The following is a 21,220-nucleotide window of genomic DNA, read 5'->3' as shown; positions in this document are numbered from 1 at the left end:
TTTACTACCCCCTCAAAATCAGTTCTATTTTGTCTATTATTTCTTCAGTCTTTTTTTCTTTTATTTTTAGGACTGCTTTTTTACCTATATATTTTGGGTTGGTAGTCGCCACCACAGTAACCTTGTTTCCATTATTTTCTATTATATTAAAAATATAATCTTCTTCTAATATCCATTCAAATTCATGTTCTTTGTTTTTTGTTTCAAAGATAAATTCTGATTCTTCACCTAAAAGCAATTTATTTTCACCAAGTATTTCCCCTTTTATGTCTTTGGGTTCTTCTACTCTTTTTTCCGGGGAAAGATTATTAAAATAACCAATATTATTAGCTAAGAAGATGTCTGTTTCATCACCAACCAAGATTTGTGTTTGTAGAACTAAAGATTTTATAAGTCCCTTGTATTCAAAATCATTTATGTGGGTTACTTTATAAGCTGTTTCATGGGTTAATAGGATTCTGAAACCCTCACCTATTGTTCTTGTTATATAGTTATTTCCATATCCTATCTGCTTTTTTGAATCCATATAAGACATATATACATCATCAGCTATACCATCTGAATACATTGTTAAGTTTTCTATAGACACTGGTATCTGAACTAAATTGCCTCTATATTTCAAAGTAATATAGTTATTGCATTTTTTCATTATATATTGTTTTTTAACACCAAGTGGCTGATGTTCCTCGAAGATAATTAACCATGTTTGATTATCAAATTTAACATAACATCCGACATCCATATTCACATTTCGCTCTACAAATAAATTTTTTTCATCAAGAACAGATTTATCATTATTTGTCACATCTGTGATTGCGGCTAAAACCTTCTTAGTTTTCTTTGAGATAAATGGTTCATCAACATCTGTTATTTGTACTTTTTGAGAAGTAGGAGTGTTATCGAGATAAGATTTAAATGCTTGTTCAGCCCTTTTTTTTTCAACTTCTTTTGCGTTTTTTGCCTTGTTTGCGACTCTTGATCTATATTCATTTAAAAAATCTGACATATTAGTTGAATCCTTTAAAATCATTATAAGTATAATTTATAACAGCAAGTTCAAATTCTCTTAAAGTAGTCTTATATAATTTAATCATTTTATCTAACATATTAGCTCCAGATAGCTTTTTATAATCACCATCTGTCACCATGTTCTTTAGATTTTCTTCACGATTAACCTTTGGCTGCAACCAATAGATTATCATCCCTTTTACTAATATAAAGACTTCTTCATTGCTTAAAGTATCTTCAAAATATCCATCATTGTAAAACACTACTGATACAGGTTCTTGTGGGGGTATTTCAAAGATGATTCTGTTTTCACCTTCCATTACCCAATCTATTCCTTTTTTATATTCTATTCCTGTTTCTTCACCAAAAACATTTATAAAAGACTCTTTAACTTCGTCTTTATCAAAGTCAAGAAAATCTGTGTCAATAGTTATTTTTTTATTCTTGTAATCTAAAATAGTAAGATCTTTTTTGCATTTTTTGAACTTGGCTGTCGCACCAACAAGGTAATTATGCAATTGTTTTCTCATAGTATTTGGGCTTAACATCGCAAATAATTCATCATCAATTTGAGAAAGAAAAATTTCGTAAATATCTTCAGTTTTCGTCATCTAATACCTCTTATATAGTCTCAATAAATATATTTCTCTCATCTAAAAAATGCTCTAAGTCTAACTCCTTTGACCTCTCATTGATTAAATTTTCTTCTCTTAAAAATAAATATCTCTTTGCAATTCTTTCTAGTATTTTTTTGCTACACTTTTCGCATAACTTCCTAAAGTCGTCTTGATTAGAATCAATTATTATGTCATCTATACTTCCTACGTCAAAATTAAATGGTTCATAAGATTCTTTTAATCCTATTGCACAGATAAGATCTTCAAGTTCAAAACCTATACCGTAAGCTTCAATTATCCCTAAGTGAAGATCTTCTAATAATGACTTAGCATTACTCTGTATAGAAAATATTATCCTCAAAGGAACATTTCTTACATCTCCACCTTCATTCCACATAAATACTTCTTTCGTAAGAGGACATTTAAAATAAACTCCCCCTACACCTAGATTTACTAAGTCCACACTTATTTCATCTTGACTCTCTCTTAGTGTTGACTTTAGTTTGATCTGCATTTCGTTTAAATTATTATTACCTTTGTTTTTTCTGATTATCTTTCCCATATTACCTCCATTTGTGTTTAAAAAAAAGGACACAGATATCTGTGCCCTCTATGTTTAAGCTGTTATCTCGTAACCACCAAATCTATTCGCCACTGCTACTCCTAGATGGAATCTTCTAGTATAGAAGAATTCTAGCTGCTTATCCATTCTTTCCGTTATATTTGTTCTATCATAAACAAATGCGTCTCCTTCAAAACCACCATATAACACATGTTCACCTTCTGGTATTATGTATAGTATGTTATCTGGGATTACGAACTTTTCCTTTTCCTTGTTATAACTATTTTCAAGTTCAACACACTTTACACCCTTGAACATTCTCAAGTATCCACCATTTCTGATATCAGTTGCATCAGTCACAAAACCTTGTATCCCTGGTATTTTTGATAGAGCTAACTTAGAACCATAAATTACAGCACCGTTACCAACCTTTTCAACAAGTTCTAATAGTTTTGTCTCATCTAACTGACCTACCTCATGGAACTGTCCGTTCTTTAAAGTGTTATAAGCTTCTGTAAACGTTTTCCCTATCAACTCAGCAATCTTATGATTAAACGATTTAATTACTTTGTCTACAGCTTCATTAAAATCTATTAACCCTAACATGAAAGAATCCCAATCGTCATATATTGCTACCCCTAGGTCAAAAGCTGTAGTATTAACTACACTATCGAATAGTCTCTGTCTATTGAAGTTCATAGTTCCATTTGCTACGACTGAAACCTCAAATAGATCTGGATTAGTAACTCTAAACTGAGGTTTTTGTCCTGGAGAAACATCTTTGAACGTCATTATATTTGAAAAAAGATCTCTAGTTAGTTCAGAACCTCTTACCGTTACTATCTCTTCTATTAAATCAAAAAATGTATGCTTAACTAAATCAAAACTTCTGTGGTTCCACTTTCCACCACATTGTTCCATTATCATTCCTCTTAATGTTTCATTCGCATCAACTTTTTCTTTTTTAGCATTTGTAAAATATGTCTTCTTCCCTTCATATATTTCTAACGCTAAAGCTGTAATTTCATTACTCATTTATATACCACTCTCCTCTATTTTATAAAAATTCTATTTTTACTGAATCTTGTCTATTAAATTTATAGACTCTCGTTATTCTTCCCACAGCAACACCTGCTGTTTCGCCTTCTTTTGGAGCTGCAACTTTTGTAAGTTTGTGATCCCCTGGTACTATTGTTACAAAATCCCCTAATGCGATTTGCCCTTTTATTGAGTCTGCTTTAGAAACTGTCATTTCTAAACCTGGTTCGATATAACGCACTCTAACTCTTGCCCCAACAGGAAAAGCCATATCATTATATTGTTCAGACTTTTCATATGGATGAAAAGGTTCATCAATTATACCTACTGGTAAAGACGCATCCAGCTTTACACCTTCAAATAATTCTTGATTTGCCTCATCAGTTGGGTGTGATATTGATATAAACTGTCCATTCACACATTCTTTATTCGCTATATCCTTTAATTCGACCGAAATAGGTCTATCATTTGTGTCTCTATTTACATTTATTAATGCCATATTTTTAAATCCTCCTAAAATCCTAAATATTTTCTTAATGAAGGCCCATATTGTGCGACTTCATTTTCTTCTTCTGGCTCATTGAAATCGTGCATCATTATCCCATTTGCACTAAATTCTTTTTCACTGTTTTTCTTTAAGTTTTTCTTTCCTACAAGAACATATAGTTCTTTCTCTAAGTCCTCTAAACTTAACTCACCATTTAAGGCCTTTTCTTTCAAGCTTGATGTTTCGTCTTCTGAAAGTGGGAATTCTGAAACCAAGTTTCCTACAGCTTCTGCATTTTTCTTATTTTCATTTTCCTTTTTGTATTCAGAAAGTTCTTTGTTTTCATTAATCAAAGAAGAGAAAGAATTTAATATTTTTTCCTTTAAATCTTCGATTGTCTCGATACTTGTATCCATCTCTGTAGAATAGCAAGTAAACAAGGCTTCATTTAAAGCCATAACATCTTCTTTTGTATAAGTCTTTTTCTTCTTCTTTTTACAAGCAAAATCTTCTTCCGGCTCAGCATCTTCACCCTTAGACTCATTTTCATCTTCAGGTTCATTTGTTGTATCTGGGTCGTTTTTAGAATCGTCATTCTCACCCTCATCTTCGGAATGTTCATCCTCTTTTTTCTTTTTCAATTCAAACTCGCTAAGTTCTTTATTTGCATTTGCTATAAAGCTTTCAAATTTGCTTGAATCTTTTGAAAAAGATATTCTACAGTTATCATCCATACCAGGTTCAATTTCATCAGAAAGTATAGTCACTCCTAAAAAAGTAAATGCTTCTATATCTGAAACCCCTGAGTATTCAGAATTTGGTTTTTCCGCTGAATGTTCAATTTCAACACTCACACATTTTGATCCAGTTTCTTTAATGATATCTAACGCTTGATTAGAATACCCTTCATATATATAACCTGTGCAAGTCATATATGTTTTTCCATCATGTTCAACATAGTCAATTTCCGTTGACTCTGGTATTAACCCAATAGGGTGTTCAAAAAATTCTCTTTTAATTTCCCCACTGTAATAATCTTCTTGAAGCTTAAATTCATGTCCGGCGAAATCATACGATCCGTCTTCCTTCTGTCTTATATAAGCTAGAATTGGTTTATTTTTAATAGATTCTGAAGCTGATTTTATAACTTCAAGGTCTATATTTAAATCATGCTTATTGACATTATCATGCATTAGTGCAATCTTAACCGGGACAAGATTTCCATTTACTACTTCACTCTTCCCCTCGGAAAGGTCACATTGCATAAATAATTTTTTATTCTTCAAGGTATCACCTCCTACTTTTGTATTTTGTCTTTGTTTTTGAATATAAAAAAAATAGGCGTTAGCCTATAAGAATAGCTCATTTGTGTAATAAAACTTCTCTTTCATTTCATCCAACACCTTGCTATGACTACCATTGTTGTGAAATGCATAATATGTTTTCCCATTTGATTGAGGGTATTCACATATCAATTTATAACCCATTTGTTCCAAAATTTTAACTTCTGAAATAATGTACAAATAATAATCTCTAAGGTCTGGGATATTTTCTTTACTCATTTTTATCACCCCTAATCTCCTTGTTCACCAACGCTGTCAGAATTTGGGTTTTCCGAATTAGTTGGTCTACCCTTACCACTTAATGTATGGGCTGTCTGCATTGGTTTCATCCATTCTTCTAATCCCATTAAGTTTTCAGAATATAATATATTTAAAGCTTGTAAAGGTGTGTGTCCTTGTATAGCTAAATATCTTTTTTTAGAAGTATATACTGCCGAATTTTCTCTTTCTTCTTGCATCATCTTTGACCTATTATAATGAGTTGTTGAGACAAATTGTACTTTCCATCCACCCCTTTTAAACTTTAATTTCAGTTCATAGTTTAAATAGGTTTCTACCAGTGATTGGATCTTTAGTGGAATTAAGGTATCTATAATAGCACTAAGTATTGTAGCTTCATTCGTTTTTGAATTTCCATTAAATAAATCGTTGGCGATACCAGCGTTGTCATATATACTTTCTTTAATCTTATTTGTGTGTTCATAATTTTTTAATTTGCCATCACCAAGCGTTATTGGTTTAATGGTGTATGGAGTTGTTATCGCCCCTACCCCATCTGGTGCTTTCTGCTTTAATGCCTCATGATACATTTCCGCTGTGTCTGATTCAACTAGTATGTTTCCATCTTTATCAGTGTCTATTTTCTGATGTAAAAGTTTGTAGTTATCCAACTCATTACTAAGATTATCTATATTTTCAGATTCCGATAAATTCATCAAAGCTGGGAACAAATGCATATAATATGGTAAACCTTTGGAATCCCATTGGTTCATTTGAAAAGCTATTCCGTTTTCACCTACAATATAATAGTTACCTTTAAATTTCTTTTTATTGGTTTTGTTTTTCAACTTTTTAGCTTTTTGAATTTCATCCGGATAAAATTCTATATCTTTATCATCTATTTTCCCCAAGTCAATGCCATACCTAAATACACCAAACTCATCGAGTTGTACAATCTTGCAGAACTTTTGTGGAATTTCTTGCATTAATATTCCATCTTTTAGTTCTCTTTTATAAATATATACTTCACCATTTATTAAAAGTCTCTCGGTTATCCATCTAATAAGTGTTTTTACATGGAATTTTTCTAGATGAAGAGCCACTTTTAATTCATCTTTTAAAATTGAATCTTTATCCTTATATCGAAAAGAGTCGGATGCATAAATATAATGATCTTGAGTGAGAATCGTAGCTTTATAATTTATAAACTCTTTTAGAATACCATTGGATAGTAACATTTTCTGAGAAACATCTTGCAATCCAGAGGTGTTAGCTATAGGATTTCTTAAATAGTTTTGCAACATATCAGGTGTTATCGTGGAATTTGAATAAATTTTCTTATAGACTTCTTCTATAGAAGATATTCCCCTTGAGTCACGTCCCGCTCTAGATGCGAACATTTTTGTGCTTTGTTCTCTTTTTTCACGCTCTTCCTTTGTGATGGTCTCAACTGTGTTTACTTTTTCATTTTCTATTACTCTCACCTCTTTTCTCTATATATTTTATGTGAAGAACATAAATTTGCTCTTCGTAACTTTCTTTGTTCTTTCTTCTATTATCTGATGGCATATGAAATTACCATAAGCCAAACTTGAGTATCTATCTTTTCTTGCTCCAGCCTTTTCTTTTAATTTTATTTTTCCATTAGGCCATTCGCCTTTTAGGTTTACCATTTCCCCCATTAATAATGTTGTTTGAATGAATGGTTCTAATAATTTTGCTTGCATTGAACCGATTAAAGAAGAATATCCATATCTCTCTTGCAATATTTCTTCCGCCTCTGTCTCACTCATAGGAAAAACAATTTTTTCACTCATGATATCACCATTTAGATGCATAGCCATTTCATGGTTTGAATCTGCACTGGCTTTCATAGCATATAAAACATAGTGGACATCATTAACCACTGTTCCAGGAACCATACTATCTTCATTGTAAGCACCCCATTCAGGGTATCTTTCATTTCTCTCGGGATCGTAGGTTTCTTTCTTTAGTTCGTTGTAAACAGAAATTCCTACACCATGAGCATCTATTACAGCTCTGTCACATTTAAAATCATAAAAAAGCCTCTTAATTTGAAGTGCTTGTTTTTCAGGCTTTAATCCATTATGTGACTCCATATGTGCTAAATGCGTTCTAAATCCACTTCCTGATATCGGTAATACTCTCATTAAAGAATATATAGAGTTATCATTTTTTCTTCCTGCCGCTACCGCTATATCGGCTGACAGCACTCTAGCCTCACCATCTTTTTTGGCTATCTCATATTTACTTCTAGCATCGCTTACATAATCAAGATTGCTTGGTGGATAATATACATCTACTCCAGTCCTACATTTATTAAATAAATCAACCTTAAAAAATGCATCTATATCTTCGCCCCAGAATATAGATCTCATTTCCATGTCATATCGCATTGGATTAAGTTTTTTCTTTAAATCTGCTATTTCGGATTCTGTTGTTAAGTTTTCCATTAGAGGCATTTTTTCGTCAAAGCATAACACAAAGGAACTTTCTTTATTAAGCATCTCTTTTATACTTCTAAGGTAATATTCTTTGTAAAAATAATGATTCTTAAACCATGCTGATGTTAGATATATAGTCTGATTCTCTTTTTCTACATAACTAGCATACTCAGGCTTTTTCTTATACCCTCTTTGTCTTACAGCCCCATTTAAAAATGGAAGACAAACAGATTCCAATATACTTTGTTCAATTTTTACTGCCTCATCCACTATTAAAATTGTGGCTCTTAGACCTCTCCTGTTTTCGGCTGCGTTGACTGCTGTTATAGTAGACCCGTTTTTAAAATGAACAACTTTTTGTTCACTTTCAGATCTTATTTCTTTTATTTCTCTTCTTAGCATTACAGACATTTGATATAACTCATTTTCTATCTTCTGACTGATAAATAGTTTTGATTGGTATGTAGTCTTGCAAACTACTACTATTTTTGAGTTTGGATAAAGTATAGCCATGCAACAGGCGTAAACTGCTGTCATAAATGACTTCCCAATACCTCTAGTTGCTATTAAAATATTAGTTTTATTCTTATTAAACATATATAACATTACTTGTTGAAATGGTTTTAACCTCAACTGTAAATAGTCTTGTGCAAACCTATGTGGGTTAGCTCTCCAAAACTGAATCCATTCTTTCATGGACTTCTTATATGCCTCTATAGGATTCTTTGGCACATTTTCTCTTTTTTTTGTTTTAGTAAATAATTTGAATTCCGTTATTTTAAAACACCACCTATGGATCTTGCTAGAGGTGGACAATAAAGAGTATTCATATATTCTTCTATTTTATCTACATCATTAAAATCTTCCGATACCTCACCTATAGGAGCCTCATTTTCTAGTGCCTTTGCCATCATTCCTGCTAAAGCTGAATCGCTCTCTGCCATATCATTCTTAGAAGGATTTAATCCCGCCTCTTTCATCAAACTTGATTGTGCTTTATTATATGCCATGTATTCCTTATGCTCTCCAGCGTCTTGAGCTTTTCTTTTATTTAATTCCATGACTGCATAATCTCTATACCAGTTAAATTCCATTGGCGTTTTTCCAGAGTGAGTTTCTTTTATTTCTTCAAATTGCTCTTCTAAGAAATATATTTCTTCTTTAGTGTATGATTTTCCCCATAATTTATACATTTCAGGGGTGACTTCAAAGCTTTCTATAATCATTTCATAATCATTATTTTCTAATTTTAGACCCTTAGAAAGTTCAATAATACTATGTATACTTTCCTCATTCATAGAGGTTATTTTTCTTCTTCCTGCTGTTCTTGTTATATGATCAAAGTACGCTAATATACTAATTTCTGGATTTTCTTTATCTATATTTTTATCAAATGCATCTTGATTAATTTCAAAGTCCATCATCATGCATAAATGCATAAAGGCCTTCCTAATATCTTTTTCATATAACTTTATCAATTTTGAAAACATAGTTGATAAACATTTTTTACATATAGGAAGATAGCCTTCATCTGCATTGAATTTATTGTTTGTTTTGTAGTATTCAGAAACAATTTTTCCACTACCACAAGAGTGGCACTTTATAACCGTTCCTAAGTTTTTTATTTTCTTATTTACTTCCATCTCCATTTTTCCTTTCTAAAATATGACACCGGGTGGCGTTAACCACCCAACATCATAAGGAGAATGGAGGAAATTATGCCAGTTACCTAAGTAACTGAAAAAAAGACACTATAAAATATAATGCCCTTTTTTCAAAAAGGGACGAATCCCTAATTGCTTAAATTGAAATTATACGTACATAATCTTCCATTCTCATTCATAATAATGAACTTTTGAATAGGTGGTGAATTTTTTCTTATATTGTAAGCATATTCATCAACGCCACTAAACGCACCATTTACTATTATTTCCGATTGATTAATTGTGTATTCATTAGCATTATGAAAATGCCCCATAAATACATAATCTGGCTTGATACCAGATATTGCTTGTAACCCCTCGACTGATTTTGAACTATCTTTGTCTCCATGAACTGCAAAACACGTTTTGTTTTTTATCTCAACTTTAGAAAACGTTTTCCCAATACTGTCAATAAAATTGAAGTTTTCTATATTTTTAGTTCTTTGTTTGATAAGTTCTTGCACCAACACTGCAAAACTGTCTTTATTTAAATTATCATCCTTCTTAGGCAAAATTCTATCATGATTTCCTTCAACCATACAGAAGTTGACTTTCTTGATACTCTTAGATAGTTCAAACATAGCACTTGATAACAATTCTGATATACCTATTATTTGTTGAGCTACATCTATTCTATTCTCTAATCTTAAATTGTTATGTATATGTCCTGAAATGCTATCCCCTAGTTCAAAAACATATATCTCGTCAATACCATGTAGATTTGAATATTTTATAGTATCATTTATTAAAGAATTCATTCTTTCTATTGCGATTTCAGTGTTGTACTTATTTGCTATATTGTCACTCTCTATGCCATAATGAATATCTGACAATAATAGTATCCCTACATTATCTTGACAACTGAACCCTAATGAGTTTAAATCTTCAGATTTAACTATCATTGGTTTTTCATACGCAAGAAGCTCTAATTCATCTCTTAGTAAATTTATAAAGTCCTCTATTCTTGCAAGACCTCTTATCTTTTTATTGGTAAAGGTTCTTTCATCGGATAGTTGTTGTCTAGTTCTTTTTAATTCTAAGATTTTCTCTTTTATCTCTTTTAAATCTTGACCACTATATCTTTCTGAACTATTTTCTTTGTTATAGTCGTCTAGCATTTTCATGCCATAACTCATTTTTCTAACATGATCCCCTGAAAAATTCAACCCAACCATTTTAGATATCTCTTCCCAGGGATAATCATTTTCTCTGTTGAGTCTACCCAACATTAAGTCAATTTTTTCTTTCTTCTCCATAATTTCTCCCATTTTCTCCACAAAAAAATAGACAGTTTAAAATCATGTCTAGGATTTTTATATTTCTTTAGCCCCACGTAAGGACTAAAGTTAGTCTCGTGACCCTAGCTTTTGGCTGAACCCTGATGTTGGGGAGCGTACTTGCTAAGGTTTTGCTGTTAGTGTGCCTCGGTGTTTCACAACTAGTATACCCGAACACGTTGTTTTTTTGGGAAGAACTAGATTTACTAGCCACCTCACTGGCGTACTTAGATTACGCTTAATTGGAATACCATCAGTCCCAAGGTGTCAGCTATTCTTTATAGACATTTAGCCAGTCTTTTAACTACAACCTTAATGTGATGAATACCAAAGTTGTAGTGGTGTTCGTACGGTAAATTTTAGCTTTTGTCACATTAACAAGGAAGCTTAACCGCATCTCTCAAAAGTCCATTCTTAATGAGCATTTATCCATCACTATAAAGAGGCTAGAATGGATTATGATATCCTTGACAGTCGTCAAACCTGCAAGGCTTAGATGAGTCTTACGACTCTACATTCATTAGTACCCAGACGTAGTGGGTCGTAATTTCCTTGACAACGTGAAGATTGCAAGGTTTAATTGTGTACCTTAATGACACTAGAAAATCTCATAAAATTTTGTGTATTTTTTTACAACTTTGTTCCAAGCTGGAACAGATGAAGTGTAGGAATTGAACCTACTTGTTTAATAATTAATTAAACATTACCATCTTCATTTATGCATCCTATAACAAACAGTTAAATAATATGCAAAATAAATTTAATTATAAATTCACCATAAGTGAACTTAAACATATCTACGATACCCTTTGTAATAGACTAAGAATAAAAACGTATGATGAAAGGAGGGCGTCTAAATATCATAGATACATTTAAATTCACTTGGTGGAAAATTCAACTTGTTGGCGGAAAAGACAGGACTCGAACCTGTGACCCTTCGGTTAACAGCCGAATGCTCTACCAACTGAGCTACTAATCCAAATCTGGGGAAGGAGCACGCCCCTCCCTTTGAAAGCATTTAAGCTTTTTGCCACATCGTGAACTACTCTCCTCTTAGCTAACGCTAGAAGTGGGAGCTTCTTGGGAACAGAACATACTTGTAAGCGTATTTCTTTACTTACAGAGGTTTCTCTTATTTACCAAGCTATCCCCATAGTTCCTATGGTTCTCACATATGTTAGACACGAAAATCTTTGATTTTTATGTTATCTACGATATTTCTAGTAACCTAATTCCTTCGGTTTTTATATTTATACTTGCATTTATATCTCTATCATGATTCGTGTTGCAATTAGAGCAAGTCCATTCTCTTATGGTTAACTCTTTCTTGCCATCATTGTGTCCACAGTTAGAACAAATTTGACTAGACGGATACCATTTATCTACTTTTATAACTTTTCTTCCGTACCAGTTGGCTTTGTATTCTAATTTAGTTACAAATCTAGACCATGATACATCAGATATAGATTTTGCTAATTTATGGTTACGTAACATTCCTTTGATATTTAAGTCTTCTATACAAATAGTATCGTGGTTTTTGACAATAGATGTACTTAACTTGTTCAGAAAATCTTCACGTTGGTTCATTACTTTTTCGTGTAGCTTAGCTACTTTATTTTTTTGTTTCTGGTAGTTTTTAGCATCAGAAAGTTTAATGCCTTTCTTTTTAGCCATAAGGCAACGTTTGGATAGTTTGCGTTGTTCACGTTTAAGTTTTTGTTCCATCTTAGAAGTAAATTTATGGTTATCTATCTTTTGACCGTCAGATAGTATAGCAAAGTGAGATATTCCTAAGTCGATGCCAATAGTAGAGTTAGTCTTTGGCAATTCTTGTATATCTTCTTCGCATAGAATAGACACAAAGTATTTGCCACTTGCAAGACGTGATATTGTTGCTGATTTGATAATTCCTTTAATTTGCCTATGCAGTTTAATTCTAACTAATGACTTTAATTTAGGCAACTTAATAAACTTACCGTCAACCAATGTTATTGTTCCATTTTGATTATTTGTTGTGTAGCTTTGAACAGGATTTTTTTTGCTTTTGAAACGAGGAAATCCAATTGATTTATCTCGAAAGAAGTTCCTATAAGCCTTATCTAGATTTAGTTGAGCATTTGCTAAAGCAAGGCTATCTACTTCTTTCAAGAAAGGAAATTCTTTCTTATATTTTGCAGGTGTTGGAAATTTCATTTTTTTAGATGTATCATCCTTAGTCTCTTCATAAGATTTCATTCGGTCATCAAGCATTAGATTGTAGACCTTACGAACACAACCAAAAGACTTAGCGAAGAATATTTCTTGTTCTTCTGTTGGAGATATTCTGAATTTATATGCTTTTAATTGTTTCATGAGGTTCACCTACTTTCTATTTATGATTACTTCCTTGACTTTGAATGTATTTCTTAATCACATCAATTGGAACTCCACCAGTTGTCAAAAGACAAAAACTTTTAGACCAGAACATCTCTTTCCAAAGAAACTGTTTAACTCTTGGAAAGTTCCGTTTTATCAAACGTGAACTAGCACTCTTGTAGGCGTTTATGAATTTTGTCATTTCTGTTTTAGGTTGAGCTTTGAACATAATATGAATATGGTCTTTATCGTGATTCCACTCAACTAAAGTAATGTTATAAGATTCTGAAATTCTTTCAAAAGTAGCTTTTGCGTAATCAGATATTTCATCATCAATCACCTGTCTACGATATTTAGTTACCAACACAAGGTGATAATATAGAAGAAATACTGAATGATTATTTGTATCTAATTCCATGTTATATCAACTCTTTTCTAATATAGACTGATTATAACATTTTTTGAATAAAAAAAACAAGGCATTCATCATCCACCTATAGAGGATAGGCGACTTCTGCCAAATTAGTTAAAAAATAAAAAAAGTAAATCCTGTGCGAATACACCTTTATATTTTTAGCTAGTTTGCTAAGTCTTTCTTTGACATAATCATATTATAACATAAGCTAATTGTTATGTCAATATCTTTTTATAAATATATTTATTTATTTCAAATTTTTCGGAACTTCAGATTCATATAAGCCTATGACCCTAGGTTCTTCATTGGTTTTGTGCTTTGTTTTCTTTCCCAATTCTTTTCTATAACTTCTAGACATATAAGTTCTAACGTCAAATCGAGCATCACTCTTTTTAATTTCACCACTTCTTATTTCTTTATAGATAACTGGTTTCTTGACATATGGTTCATAATTGGTATCTAATAACTTAAAACTATAGCCATCTTCTATTAAAGTTTTTATCCCATATTCCATTCCATCCAGAATTTTTTTCATTTGTCTTTCGCTGAATTTTAAATTGTATTCTCTTTGTAACAATTCTGTTAAGTAAAGAGTCAACATTGTGTTTGATAATCTCTTATTTTCTTCCATTTTAATTTACTTAATTACCCCCTCTATATATATATATGCTAACTACCGGAAAAGTAAACCTCTTTTTTCCCAATTGTATAAAATATTCAGTTATTTCCATTTAATTACACAATTTTCCCCACTTATTGTTTTTTTCTCATAACTAATAGAAATATCTCTAAAATATACATCTAACTTTTTGATGGCATCTTTTAATTTTACCTTTATATCTTTTTTTTTGTATTTAGAGTTAAATCCTAATTCTGTCACCAATTCATCAAACTCTTTCTTGAACCACTTACTTCTCTTAAAACAACTTAATTTTCTATATAAAGTTTTGCTGTATTTACTTTCTATCATAGTAAGTTCTTCAAGATCAAATATGGCTATAGATTTTTTTTCATTGAACAAATCAATAAATAAATACTCAAACTGCTTGGATATTTTTACTTCTAAAACTTTGTCGGATACATGTAAAGTCTCAAATAATAGAAACGGAGTTTTTTTTCCATCTTCCCCTACGAATGTCATTTTCTGTAACTTTGAATTTATTGAAGATATTTGTTTTTTTAAATCGTTATAACCATTTTTACTATCTCTAGATAGTTTTTTAATTGCTTTTAATTCTATTTCATTAACTTCAGGATTCTCCGTAACCACATAAATTAATGAAAAAAATACATTCATTTCCACTTTAGTAAACATAGATATATTTTGTTCATTTAATATTTTTTTACATTTCACTAACAATATTTATACGTACCACTCCTTTCGTAAAATAACATCTAAAATGTGACAAAAAGTCGCCAAAATGTGATAAGAAGTCGCCAAAATGTGACAAAAAGTCGCCAAAATGTGACAAAAAGTCGCCCTTACACCCCTCTAACCTTTGGAACTACTTGCTTTTAGCTCTCCTAATACTTTTAATACTTTTAATACTTTTAATACAAGGTCAAAATCATTAAAGATAAATAGATTAAGATAGATAAAAGATAATACTAGATACACTCTTTACAAGTATTCTTTCTCTTCCTTGTAGTATGTTTATAAAATTTAGTATCCAACTTAACTTCACCACATACTTTACATCTATGATATTTACCTTTAGATATATTAAGATAGTACCAATCTTCATATTCACTATGGTATTGGTCTGTAAGGTTCTCTACACATCTATCTATATATTTACCTATATTCTGTTTTGATGTATCAAGCTTATCTGCAATCTCTTTATTGCTATAACCTTCTCTATATAATGTTAATATTTCTCTATGTTTATCTTTTAAGTTTGTTCTATTTATTAATAATTCAACATCTAATAATATACAGTTAATATCTTTGTGTATTTCATCTGTTCTTTTTAACTTTATTAATTCTTTCATAGTACCTTTATCCATCATATCTAACTTAGACCAATCTGGTTCACCTTCATCTCTTAATGGACTTTTAAACCTAATAGGCCTAAAGAATGAATCATATACTAATAGCATATCTTTCTTAATTTCACTCATTATTCTTATTACCTTAGAGTTTCTATTTAAATCTTTAAGTTTATTTAATGAGTAATCATAATCTCTTAATTGGTTACAGAGTCTTATATCTCTTGGTTTAATTACTACATCTTTAGCTTTCTTAAAGTTTCTTTCTTTCTTAAATATAGACATAGTTAATTTATCCTCTGTAGTCATTGATAACTTTCTTACTTCTTTTTCATCTTTAATACTTTTATCAAACATTTCCTTACTGTGATATATTTTATAAGTTAAAGTCTCTTCTTCCTTTACCTCAGGACAATTTATCAAATAACTTGCTATCTTTTCTAAGAATATTGCTACATTTGTATTTGAGTAAATCTTATCCTTTTGGTCTAGGCATAGTTTAATACTTGAATTATCTGTTTTGGTTATGGGATCTATTGTTTGTTCAAATAAATCTATCCAAAACTCATCTGGAAACTCTATTCCATTATTCATTTGTATCCCCAGTATTTCTTCTATTAAAGTTAATCTCTCATTATAACTCTTTATATTGTAATCAAGTTTACTGATTAATTCTTTTAACTTATCCTTTATTGTTTTCTTTAAATCTTTTGTTTCTATTATTTTATCCCCCTAAATTAAATTATTTTATATATTATGATTTCTCACGATACATATATTAAAGTAAAAACTTCGATATATACATATTATACCATAATTACTCTGTTATGTCAATATGTGCAAATAATCTTATCTAGGCAAACGTTTTATTTTCGATTCTAAGGTATCTACAAAATTATCTATTTACTTTCTATCCTGTAATATTTTTTTACTTGTATATACAACATTGGTCTCGGAAAGATCTTTAACTAGTTAAATAGAAATTCTTCCTCCCTCTTTTAATTATATACGTCTTCACTTGTGGGTGTTACCTACAATTTTAATAGGATAATTGGTGTTTTTTACGATTTCTTCAAAATAATTGAAATTTAAGGCTCAATATTTGTGGATAATGCCTACAAAAAAATATATGGCTATCACCTTCAAAAGTACTCTCTATTTTTTACACCTCAATTTTGTGGGTAATATCCGTACATTTATAAAAAATTCTTGTTGTAAGTCGTGAGGTACGTTATGTATAATTTTCAGAATATTCTGATAACTGTAGAAAATATCCCCCCACATTATCAAATATATAATATATCATTGTTTAAATAAAACCTATATGCATTGAAAACACTAGCGTATAGGCGTTTCCTTTTTGTGAAGTTGCGAAAAAGTTATAAAACGATATAAAAATGATATAAATTTCAGAATTTTTTATCGTAACGACACAATTTATTTTATAAAATCTTTTTAGAAGTTTAATTTATAAAATGATGTTTTTTGTTCCAACTTGTATATACAAGTTTATATAAAAATTGAAAATGCTTAACACTTTTAACCTATCCACAGTCCAACAACTCAAATCACATTTAACTTAATTTGTCAAGTATTGACTTTTATAAAATTATCAGAACACGAACAATATTTCAACATTCTGTTTAATCGTTCATTTTTTAATTTTCTTTAAATTTATATTTTTCTTTATTTTTAGAATTTTCTAACTTTTCAACTCTCTTCTTTTCTTTTTCTTTCAATCGTTCTTTTTTTATCCTTCTCTTCTTCCTCTTGTTTAACACACAAGGGTTACACTCAGCTAGTTACCAACTACTTCAATAGTACCACACAACTATTAATTTTATCAAGTACTAATTAACTTGTGTATGTATTGCAATGACTCAGCCAGATATCAATCACCACATATATTACTTACATTATATGCGATAACCAGCAAAAAATATATTTAAAATTATTTTAAAATAACTGTTGACATTGTTTAAATATAGCGGTAAGATGTAATTAACAAATCAAACAAGCAACTTAATTAAATACATCAATCCTTGATATTACAACATATACATTAAATACGATTGTTGCATATTTAAATAGGATTAAAAAAAGAATTAAAAAATATATCAAAAAGTTGCTTGACTTAACATAATAATAATGATATACTTGAATTAACAAATAGCAATCAAAGAAATAAAATATATAAAATTGATTGAGAAAGGGGGAAAATATGCGACGTGTAAATAATAAAAAGTTGCATAAAAAAAGGACACCTAAAAGGTATCCTAAACGTCAAGAGTACAAGCGTGTTAAACTAATAAATCTCTTGATAAGTATCAATACTTTGATAACGGTAATTATCAAATTGATACTACACTTATTAAATTAAGTGATGAGAGGTTGCAAAACCTCTCTAGATATTTACATTATGTAACCATTATACCACAAATAACGCATATTTACAATATAAAATGAATAATAAAACAACAGCAACATTAACAACAATATCTACAATATTGGCGTTAATAACAGTAATAAGCGATAATATAGCGATTAATATATTTAGCATAATTATAATATCATTAATAACTATATATTTAATTTACAGATATAAAATAAGAGGAGGAACAAAAAAATGAAAATACAGGATTATGCAAAAAGCGTTGTTGGTATTAATAATATCCATGACTTTAGAAGATACAAGAAAAATATTAATAATATAGCTAAAAACATATTGGAAGAAATAAAAGTAATACATCCAACTGATACAGGCATGTATTATGAAACAACCGAACTTAAAGACTTAAATGAGCATAGCGCGGAAGAAAGATCTTTTATTATAAATGATTTAAAAAAAATGGGCGTTGAATTTATAGAAAACAATACGCTGTATAGATATTAGGAGGTACAAAAAAATGAAAAAAAATAAGATAGTGGGATTTTATAATTTAACAGCCTTTGACGCCCTTGTTGTTTTAGATGATGAGGATGGGAATGTAGGCGAAAAGGTAACAACAGCTTTTTATTCTGGAGGTAAAATCACCAACAAATATACTAGCAAAGTCCATTATGACGGTAAGGGCGACTCATATGTTGTTAGATATAAGCAGAAATATTATTTTAGTGAAATAATGAAGGTTGGGAATATTTAACAAATCAAATAAGAGGAGGAAATAAACAATGAAAAACTTAAATTTTAAAATATATATAACAAACTTGCACGAATACAATAATGGTAAATTAGTTGGTGAGTGGTTGACGTTACCAGCGACAACAGAAGAAATACAAGAAGTATTTAATAATATTGGAATTGGTGAAGATAGTGAAGAAATTTTCATATCTGATTATGATTGTAATCATCCTGAAATATTTGAGGGATTTAGCGAATATGAAAATATATATACATTGGACGAACTTGTAGAGGAGGTAGAAAAATTAAGCGAATATGATTTTAATAAGTTTTTAGCAATATGGAACAAGGTGGACAATTTACAGAATACGGATATTTATACAGTATATAAGGAGTAGAAAAATGAATAAAGAAAATATATTAAAAGAATTAAATACACTTGTAGAAAATACAGAAATAGAAATTAAAAAAACTTTAGAAACTGCATTGAAAGAAAATACAAGATATCCAAACATAGACAAAATTTTGTTTTACAAAGAATTAATAAATACCGCTGAAGATATTATAGATAAGTTAAAATATAGTGAATTTAAAATCAATAGGCTGCATGATGATGAACTTTATTTTATAGAAAAAATAGAAATTTTAAACAGTCAATTAAGTAATTTATTTTCAAGTTTATCAGATTGCTTTTACCATGATTTTCACACAGAATATAATTGTATAATTGAAGAATTATAGTTAAATTTTAAAACAACAATCATTAAATATATAGTATAATATAAAGTATAATCTTAACAATTAATTTTAAAAAGGAGTGTAAAAAAATGAAAAAATATTATTTATCAGATATAGAAAACTTGGAGCTAGTAGAAGTACATGAGGAAATATATACAGAAGCAAAAGAAGACGAAAACGGTTATTATTGGGAAAATGAAAATACATTTAATTGGTGGAATGATTTAGCTAATGCATACGAAAAGATAGAAGACTTTGAAAGGGAACTAGATTTTTATCCTGAAGAAATGAAAAAAGAGTATATAGAAAAGAAAGAAATAAGCTACAACGGTTTTGATATGACTGATATATTAAATTTAATTGATGATTTAAACGAAAAATACAAAGATTTAATATAATATATGGAGGTTTTGAAAATGAAATTGTATAAAAATGTTGATATAAAAGATTTGAATAGCATACTAAAAGATGGTATTTTGCCTATATCTAGATGTGGTAATGATAGTTGGGATTATAATAAGCGGGCAAAAAATTCTAAAGAAGTTGTATACTTGTTTAATCCAAAAACCGAACTTAATACATTTACGCAATACGGAATTGTATTATTAGAGATTGATGTGACAGATGCAACCTTAAATAATTTAAGTGACTTAGATTATAACAAAGGTAAATATGATGAGTATATCATTGATGAGGTAAGACCACATCAGATAAAAAAAGTAATAATACCTAGTATCTTAAAAGATCGTATAAAAAAATATAATATAACTGTTGATATTGTATATTGTGATATGCACTTTCAAATATATGACTCATTCAAAAATGATAGGGAAATATATATAGATGCTCCAAAAGAATTATATCAACAATTTGTTGAGACAACACCAATAGAATGTACTGAATTTAATTATTTGAGAATATCAAACAATGATAATACAGTAACTGACTTGTACAATATACGTTACATTTATTAAAAAGGATGGTAAAAATATGTATAATTTTGATTTTAAACCAAAGGTAGCAAAAGAATGGTTAAAACAACACAATATCAAGGGCAATTTTAATGCGGATCAATTAAAAATAATACAAGACTCTCTAGATTATGGACACACAGATGAAGAGATGTATTATATAGCTAATGATAATTTGACTTTTTTAGAAATGAGTGAAAGACAATTATTAATTGCATGGGGACAATATCCACCACAAGAAGAAGTACAAGAAAATGCATACAAAGAAAAAGCTGTAGAAGTTGCTTCAGATGTAGGCAGGGGACTCTTTACCGGTTTTGTAGCAATGATAGTATTTTTAGTAAGTATAATTTTAGGTGGATCAGGTAAAAAATAATAATAAGGAGTGGTTAAGATGTTTTTAATTAAAATAAAAGATAAATTTTATAATATAGACAAGGATTATAATTCAATCGTGGATCTAATCGAAGAAGGCTGGACAATTGACAATGTAAAAGTGTCAAAAAGGATGATGACAAAATATAAATATATTGATTTTAGTTTAAATGGTGTAAATTTTAATTTATATTTGCTAAAAAATATAGTTGATGATATTAGGTTATTTGGCAACACTGACTTAATAATTGCCTTCTGTTTAGTTAAAGGTAAAATATCCTTGAGGGATATTGCAACAGGTGTATTTGACGATGTATACAGTCAATACCAACTAAAAAAAGGCGTTGTTACTAAGCGTGGTGCAGGTCGCTTGCTGTTTAATTTGACTCATAAAAAAGCTGATCCAAAAATGAAAAGATATATAGATTTTGAAAAATATTATATTGACAATGTAAAATCATTCAAGGGATTCTACCCGACTAATAAAGGTGTTTTAATTAAAAATAAAAAAAGATTATTCCTTTTTTAAAGATTAAA

At 29.8% G+C, this 21,220-nt stretch carries 25 protein-coding genes and 1 tRNA gene; 8 read left to right on the top strand and 18 right to left on the bottom strand.

The window, feature by feature from the left end; all coding sequences use genetic code 11:
* Nucleotides 1-4 precede the first annotated feature (4 nt).
* The 18 genes from C0982_RS06980 to C0982_RS10800 form a co-directional block, all read right to left on the bottom strand.
* Nucleotides 5-1,030, bottom strand: coding sequence for a hypothetical protein (locus C0982_RS06980; protein WP_101773515.1), 1,026 nt, complete (start codon nt 1,028-1,030; stop codon nt 5-7).
* A complete protein-coding gene (locus C0982_RS06975; protein WP_101773514.1) occupies nt 1,008-1,619 on the bottom strand; it encodes a hypothetical protein in 612 nt (203 codons plus the stop codon). The genes C0982_RS06980 and C0982_RS06975 overlap by 23 nt, the downstream gene beginning before the upstream one ends.
* A gap of 10 nt (nt 1,620-1,629) precedes the next feature.
* Nucleotides 1,630-2,187, bottom strand: coding sequence for a hypothetical protein (locus C0982_RS06970; protein ID WP_101773513.1), 558 nt, complete (start codon nt 2,185-2,187; stop codon nt 1,630-1,632).
* Between the two features lie 54 nt (nt 2,188-2,241).
* Nucleotides 2,242-3,222 carry a hypothetical protein gene (locus C0982_RS06965; RefSeq protein ID WP_101773512.1) on the bottom strand — a complete coding sequence of 327 codons (981 nt, stop codon included), beginning with the start codon at nt 3,220-3,222 and terminating at the stop codon, nt 2,242-2,244.
* Nucleotides 3,223-3,244: 22 nt separating this feature from the next.
* Nucleotides 3,245-3,724 carry a hypothetical protein gene (locus C0982_RS06960; protein WP_101773511.1) on the bottom strand — a complete coding sequence of 160 codons (480 nt, stop codon included), beginning with the start codon at nt 3,722-3,724 and terminating at the stop codon, nt 3,245-3,247.
* A 14-nt stretch (nt 3,725-3,738) separates the two neighbouring features.
* Nucleotides 3,739-4,998 (bottom strand): hypothetical protein, encoded by a 1,260-nt coding sequence (locus C0982_RS06955; protein WP_101773510.1) that lies wholly within the window; start codon nt 4,996-4,998, stop codon nt 3,739-3,741.
* 63 nt (nt 4,999-5,061) lie between these two features.
* Nucleotides 5,062-5,283, bottom strand: coding sequence for a hypothetical protein (locus C0982_RS06950; protein ID WP_101773509.1), 222 nt, complete (start codon nt 5,281-5,283; stop codon nt 5,062-5,064).
* A gap of 2 nt (nt 5,284-5,285) precedes the next feature.
* Nucleotides 5,286-6,758 (bottom strand): hypothetical protein, encoded by a 1,473-nt coding sequence (locus C0982_RS06945; protein WP_101773508.1) that lies wholly within the window; start codon nt 6,756-6,758, stop codon nt 5,286-5,288.
* 18 nt (nt 6,759-6,776) lie between these two features.
* The gene (locus tag C0982_RS06940) at nt 6,777-8,471 is read right to left on the bottom strand and encodes a terminase large subunit domain-containing protein (RefSeq protein ID WP_101773507.1); all 1,695 of its coding nucleotides are present in this window, start codon (nt 8,469-8,471) and stop codon (nt 6,777-6,779) included.
* A 41-nt stretch (nt 8,472-8,512) separates the two neighbouring features.
* Entirely contained in the window at nt 8,513-9,382 is an 870-nt protein-coding gene (locus tag C0982_RS06935) for a hypothetical protein (RefSeq protein ID WP_101773506.1), read from the bottom strand.
* Nucleotides 9,383-9,531: 149 nt separating this feature from the next.
* The gene (locus tag C0982_RS06930; protein ID WP_101773505.1) at nt 9,532-10,698 is read right to left on the bottom strand and encodes a metallophosphoesterase family protein; all 1,167 of its coding nucleotides are present in this window, start codon (nt 10,696-10,698) and stop codon (nt 9,532-9,534) included.
* Between the two features lie 924 nt (nt 10,699-11,622).
* Nucleotides 11,623-11,698, bottom strand: a tRNA-Asn gene (locus tag C0982_RS06925).
* Between the two features lie 230 nt (nt 11,699-11,928).
* Complete coding sequence (tnpB, locus tag C0982_RS06920; RefSeq protein WP_101773504.1) at nt 11,929-13,071, bottom strand: IS200/IS605 family element RNA-guided endonuclease TnpB; 1,143 nt, start codon at nt 13,069-13,071, stop codon at nt 11,929-11,931.
* A gap of 16 nt (nt 13,072-13,087) precedes the next feature.
* The gene (gene tnpA / locus C0982_RS06915; RefSeq protein ID WP_101773503.1) at nt 13,088-13,492 is read right to left on the bottom strand and encodes an IS200/IS605 family transposase; all 405 of its coding nucleotides are present in this window, start codon (nt 13,490-13,492) and stop codon (nt 13,088-13,090) included.
* A gap of 244 nt (nt 13,493-13,736) precedes the next feature.
* Nucleotides 13,737-14,090 (bottom strand): hypothetical protein, encoded by a 354-nt coding sequence (locus C0982_RS06910; protein WP_145994508.1) that lies wholly within the window; start codon nt 14,088-14,090, stop codon nt 13,737-13,739.
* 120 nt (nt 14,091-14,210) lie between these two features.
* Nucleotides 14,211-14,843, bottom strand: a complete 633-nt coding sequence (locus C0982_RS06905; protein ID WP_145994507.1) for a replication initiation protein — start codon at nt 14,841-14,843, stop codon at nt 14,211-14,213.
* A 254-nt stretch (nt 14,844-15,097) separates the two neighbouring features.
* Entirely contained in the window at nt 15,098-16,072 is a 975-nt protein-coding gene (locus C0982_RS06900; protein ID WP_101773500.1) for an RNA polymerase sigma factor, read from the bottom strand.
* 1,064 nt (nt 16,073-17,136) lie between these two features.
* Nucleotides 17,137-17,259 carry a hypothetical protein gene (locus C0982_RS10800; RefSeq protein WP_278336042.1) on the bottom strand — a complete coding sequence of 41 codons (123 nt, stop codon included), beginning with the start codon at nt 17,257-17,259 and terminating at the stop codon, nt 17,137-17,139.
* Between the two features lie 845 nt (nt 17,260-18,104).
* Between C0982_RS10800 and C0982_RS06895 the strand changes: the two genes are divergently transcribed.
* The 8 genes from C0982_RS06895 to C0982_RS06860 all read left to right on the top strand — a co-directional run bounded on the left by C0982_RS06895 (nt 18,105) and on the right by C0982_RS06860 (nt 21,212).
* Entirely contained in the window at nt 18,105-18,371 is a 267-nt protein-coding gene (locus C0982_RS06895) for a hypothetical protein (protein WP_101773499.1), read from the top strand.
* Between the two features lie 13 nt (nt 18,372-18,384).
* Nucleotides 18,385-18,621 (top strand): hypothetical protein, encoded by a 237-nt coding sequence (locus C0982_RS06890; RefSeq protein WP_101773498.1) that lies wholly within the window; start codon nt 18,385-18,387, stop codon nt 18,619-18,621.
* Nucleotides 18,622-18,649: 28 nt separating this feature from the next.
* Nucleotides 18,650-18,997: an antirestriction protein ArdA gene (locus tag C0982_RS06885; RefSeq protein WP_101773497.1), complete on the top strand. Its 348-nt coding sequence runs from the start codon at nt 18,650-18,652 to the stop codon at nt 18,995-18,997.
* Between the two features lie 4 nt (nt 18,998-19,001).
* A complete protein-coding gene (locus C0982_RS06880) occupies nt 19,002-19,340 on the top strand; it encodes a hypothetical protein (RefSeq protein ID WP_101773496.1) in 339 nt (112 codons plus the stop codon).
* A gap of 86 nt (nt 19,341-19,426) precedes the next feature.
* Nucleotides 19,427-19,735: a hypothetical protein gene (locus tag C0982_RS06875; protein WP_101773495.1), complete on the top strand. Its 309-nt coding sequence runs from the start codon at nt 19,427-19,429 to the stop codon at nt 19,733-19,735.
* Between the two features lie 18 nt (nt 19,736-19,753).
* Nucleotides 19,754-20,311, top strand: coding sequence for a hypothetical protein (locus C0982_RS06870; RefSeq protein ID WP_101773494.1), 558 nt, complete (start codon nt 19,754-19,756; stop codon nt 20,309-20,311).
* A gap of 16 nt (nt 20,312-20,327) precedes the next feature.
* On the top strand, nt 20,328-20,684 hold the full coding sequence (locus C0982_RS06865) for a hypothetical protein (protein WP_101773493.1): 357 nt from the start codon (nt 20,328-20,330) through the stop codon (nt 20,682-20,684).
* 18 nt (nt 20,685-20,702) lie between these two features.
* Nucleotides 20,703-21,212, top strand: coding sequence for a hypothetical protein (locus C0982_RS06860; RefSeq protein WP_101773492.1), 510 nt, complete (start codon nt 20,703-20,705; stop codon nt 21,210-21,212).
* Nucleotides 21,213-21,220: the final 8 nt, after the last annotated feature.

It is taken from the genome of Peptostreptococcus faecalis, assembly GCF_900240845.1.
GTDB lineage: Bacteria > Bacillota > Clostridia > Peptostreptococcales > Peptostreptococcaceae > Peptostreptococcus > Peptostreptococcus faecalis.
The sequence above is the reverse complement of the archived record's forward strand: the minus strand, read 5'-3'. Positions and strand labels throughout refer to the sequence as shown.

What these genes read in the sequence shown, in the direction of transcription:
- C0982_RS06980 (WP_101773515.1), bottom strand. Translation starts at nt 1,030, where the DNA reads ATGATTTTAAAGGATTCAACTAATATGTCAGATTTTTTAAATGAATAT.
- C0982_RS06975 (WP_101773514.1), bottom strand. Translation starts at nt 1,619, where the DNA reads ATGACGAAAACTGAAGATATTTACGAAATTTTTCTTTCTCAAATTGAT.
- C0982_RS06970 (WP_101773513.1), bottom strand. Translation starts at nt 2,187, where the DNA reads ATGGGAAAGATAATCAGAAAAAACAAAGGTAATAATAATTTAAACGAA.
- C0982_RS06965 (WP_101773512.1), bottom strand. Translation starts at nt 3,222, where the DNA reads ATGAGTAATGAAATTACAGCTTTAGCGTTAGAAATATATGAAGGGAAG.
- C0982_RS06960 (WP_101773511.1), bottom strand. Translation starts at nt 3,724, where the DNA reads ATGGCATTAATAAATGTAAATAGAGACACAAATGATAGACCTATTTCG.
- C0982_RS06935 (WP_101773506.1), bottom strand. Translation starts at nt 9,382, where the DNA reads ATGGAAGTAAATAAGAAAATAAAAAACTTAGGAACGGTTATAAAGTGC.
- C0982_RS06930 (WP_101773505.1), bottom strand. Translation starts at nt 10,698, where the DNA reads ATGGAGAAGAAAGAAAAAATTGACTTAATGTTGGGTAGACTCAACAGA.
- tnpB (WP_101773504.1), bottom strand. Translation starts at nt 13,071, where the DNA reads ATGAAACAATTAAAAGCATATAAATTCAGAATATCTCCAACAGAAGAA.
- tnpA (WP_101773503.1), bottom strand. Translation starts at nt 13,492, where the DNA reads ATGGAATTAGATACAAATAATCATTCAGTATTTCTTCTATATTATCAC.
- C0982_RS06910 (WP_145994508.1), bottom strand. Translation starts at nt 14,090, where the DNA reads ATGTTGACTCTTTACTTAACAGAATTGTTACAAAGAGAATACAATTTA.
- C0982_RS06900 (WP_101773500.1), bottom strand. Translation starts at nt 16,072, where the DNA reads ATGAATAATGGAATAGAGTTTCCAGATGAGTTTTGGATAGATTTATTT.
- C0982_RS06895 (WP_101773499.1), top strand. Translation starts at nt 18,105, where the DNA reads ATGAAAATACAGGATTATGCAAAAAGCGTTGTTGGTATTAATAATATC.
- C0982_RS06890 (WP_101773498.1), top strand. Translation starts at nt 18,385, where the DNA reads ATGAAAAAAAATAAGATAGTGGGATTTTATAATTTAACAGCCTTTGAC.
- C0982_RS06885 (WP_101773497.1), top strand. Translation starts at nt 18,650, where the DNA reads ATGAAAAACTTAAATTTTAAAATATATATAACAAACTTGCACGAATAC.
- C0982_RS06880 (WP_101773496.1), top strand. Translation starts at nt 19,002, where the DNA reads ATGAATAAAGAAAATATATTAAAAGAATTAAATACACTTGTAGAAAAT.
- C0982_RS06875 (WP_101773495.1), top strand. Translation starts at nt 19,427, where the DNA reads ATGAAAAAATATTATTTATCAGATATAGAAAACTTGGAGCTAGTAGAA.
- C0982_RS06870 (WP_101773494.1), top strand. Translation starts at nt 19,754, where the DNA reads ATGAAATTGTATAAAAATGTTGATATAAAAGATTTGAATAGCATACTA.
- C0982_RS06865 (WP_101773493.1), top strand. Translation starts at nt 20,328, where the DNA reads ATGTATAATTTTGATTTTAAACCAAAGGTAGCAAAAGAATGGTTAAAA.
- C0982_RS06860 (WP_101773492.1), top strand. Translation starts at nt 20,703, where the DNA reads ATGTTTTTAATTAAAATAAAAGATAAATTTTATAATATAGACAAGGAT.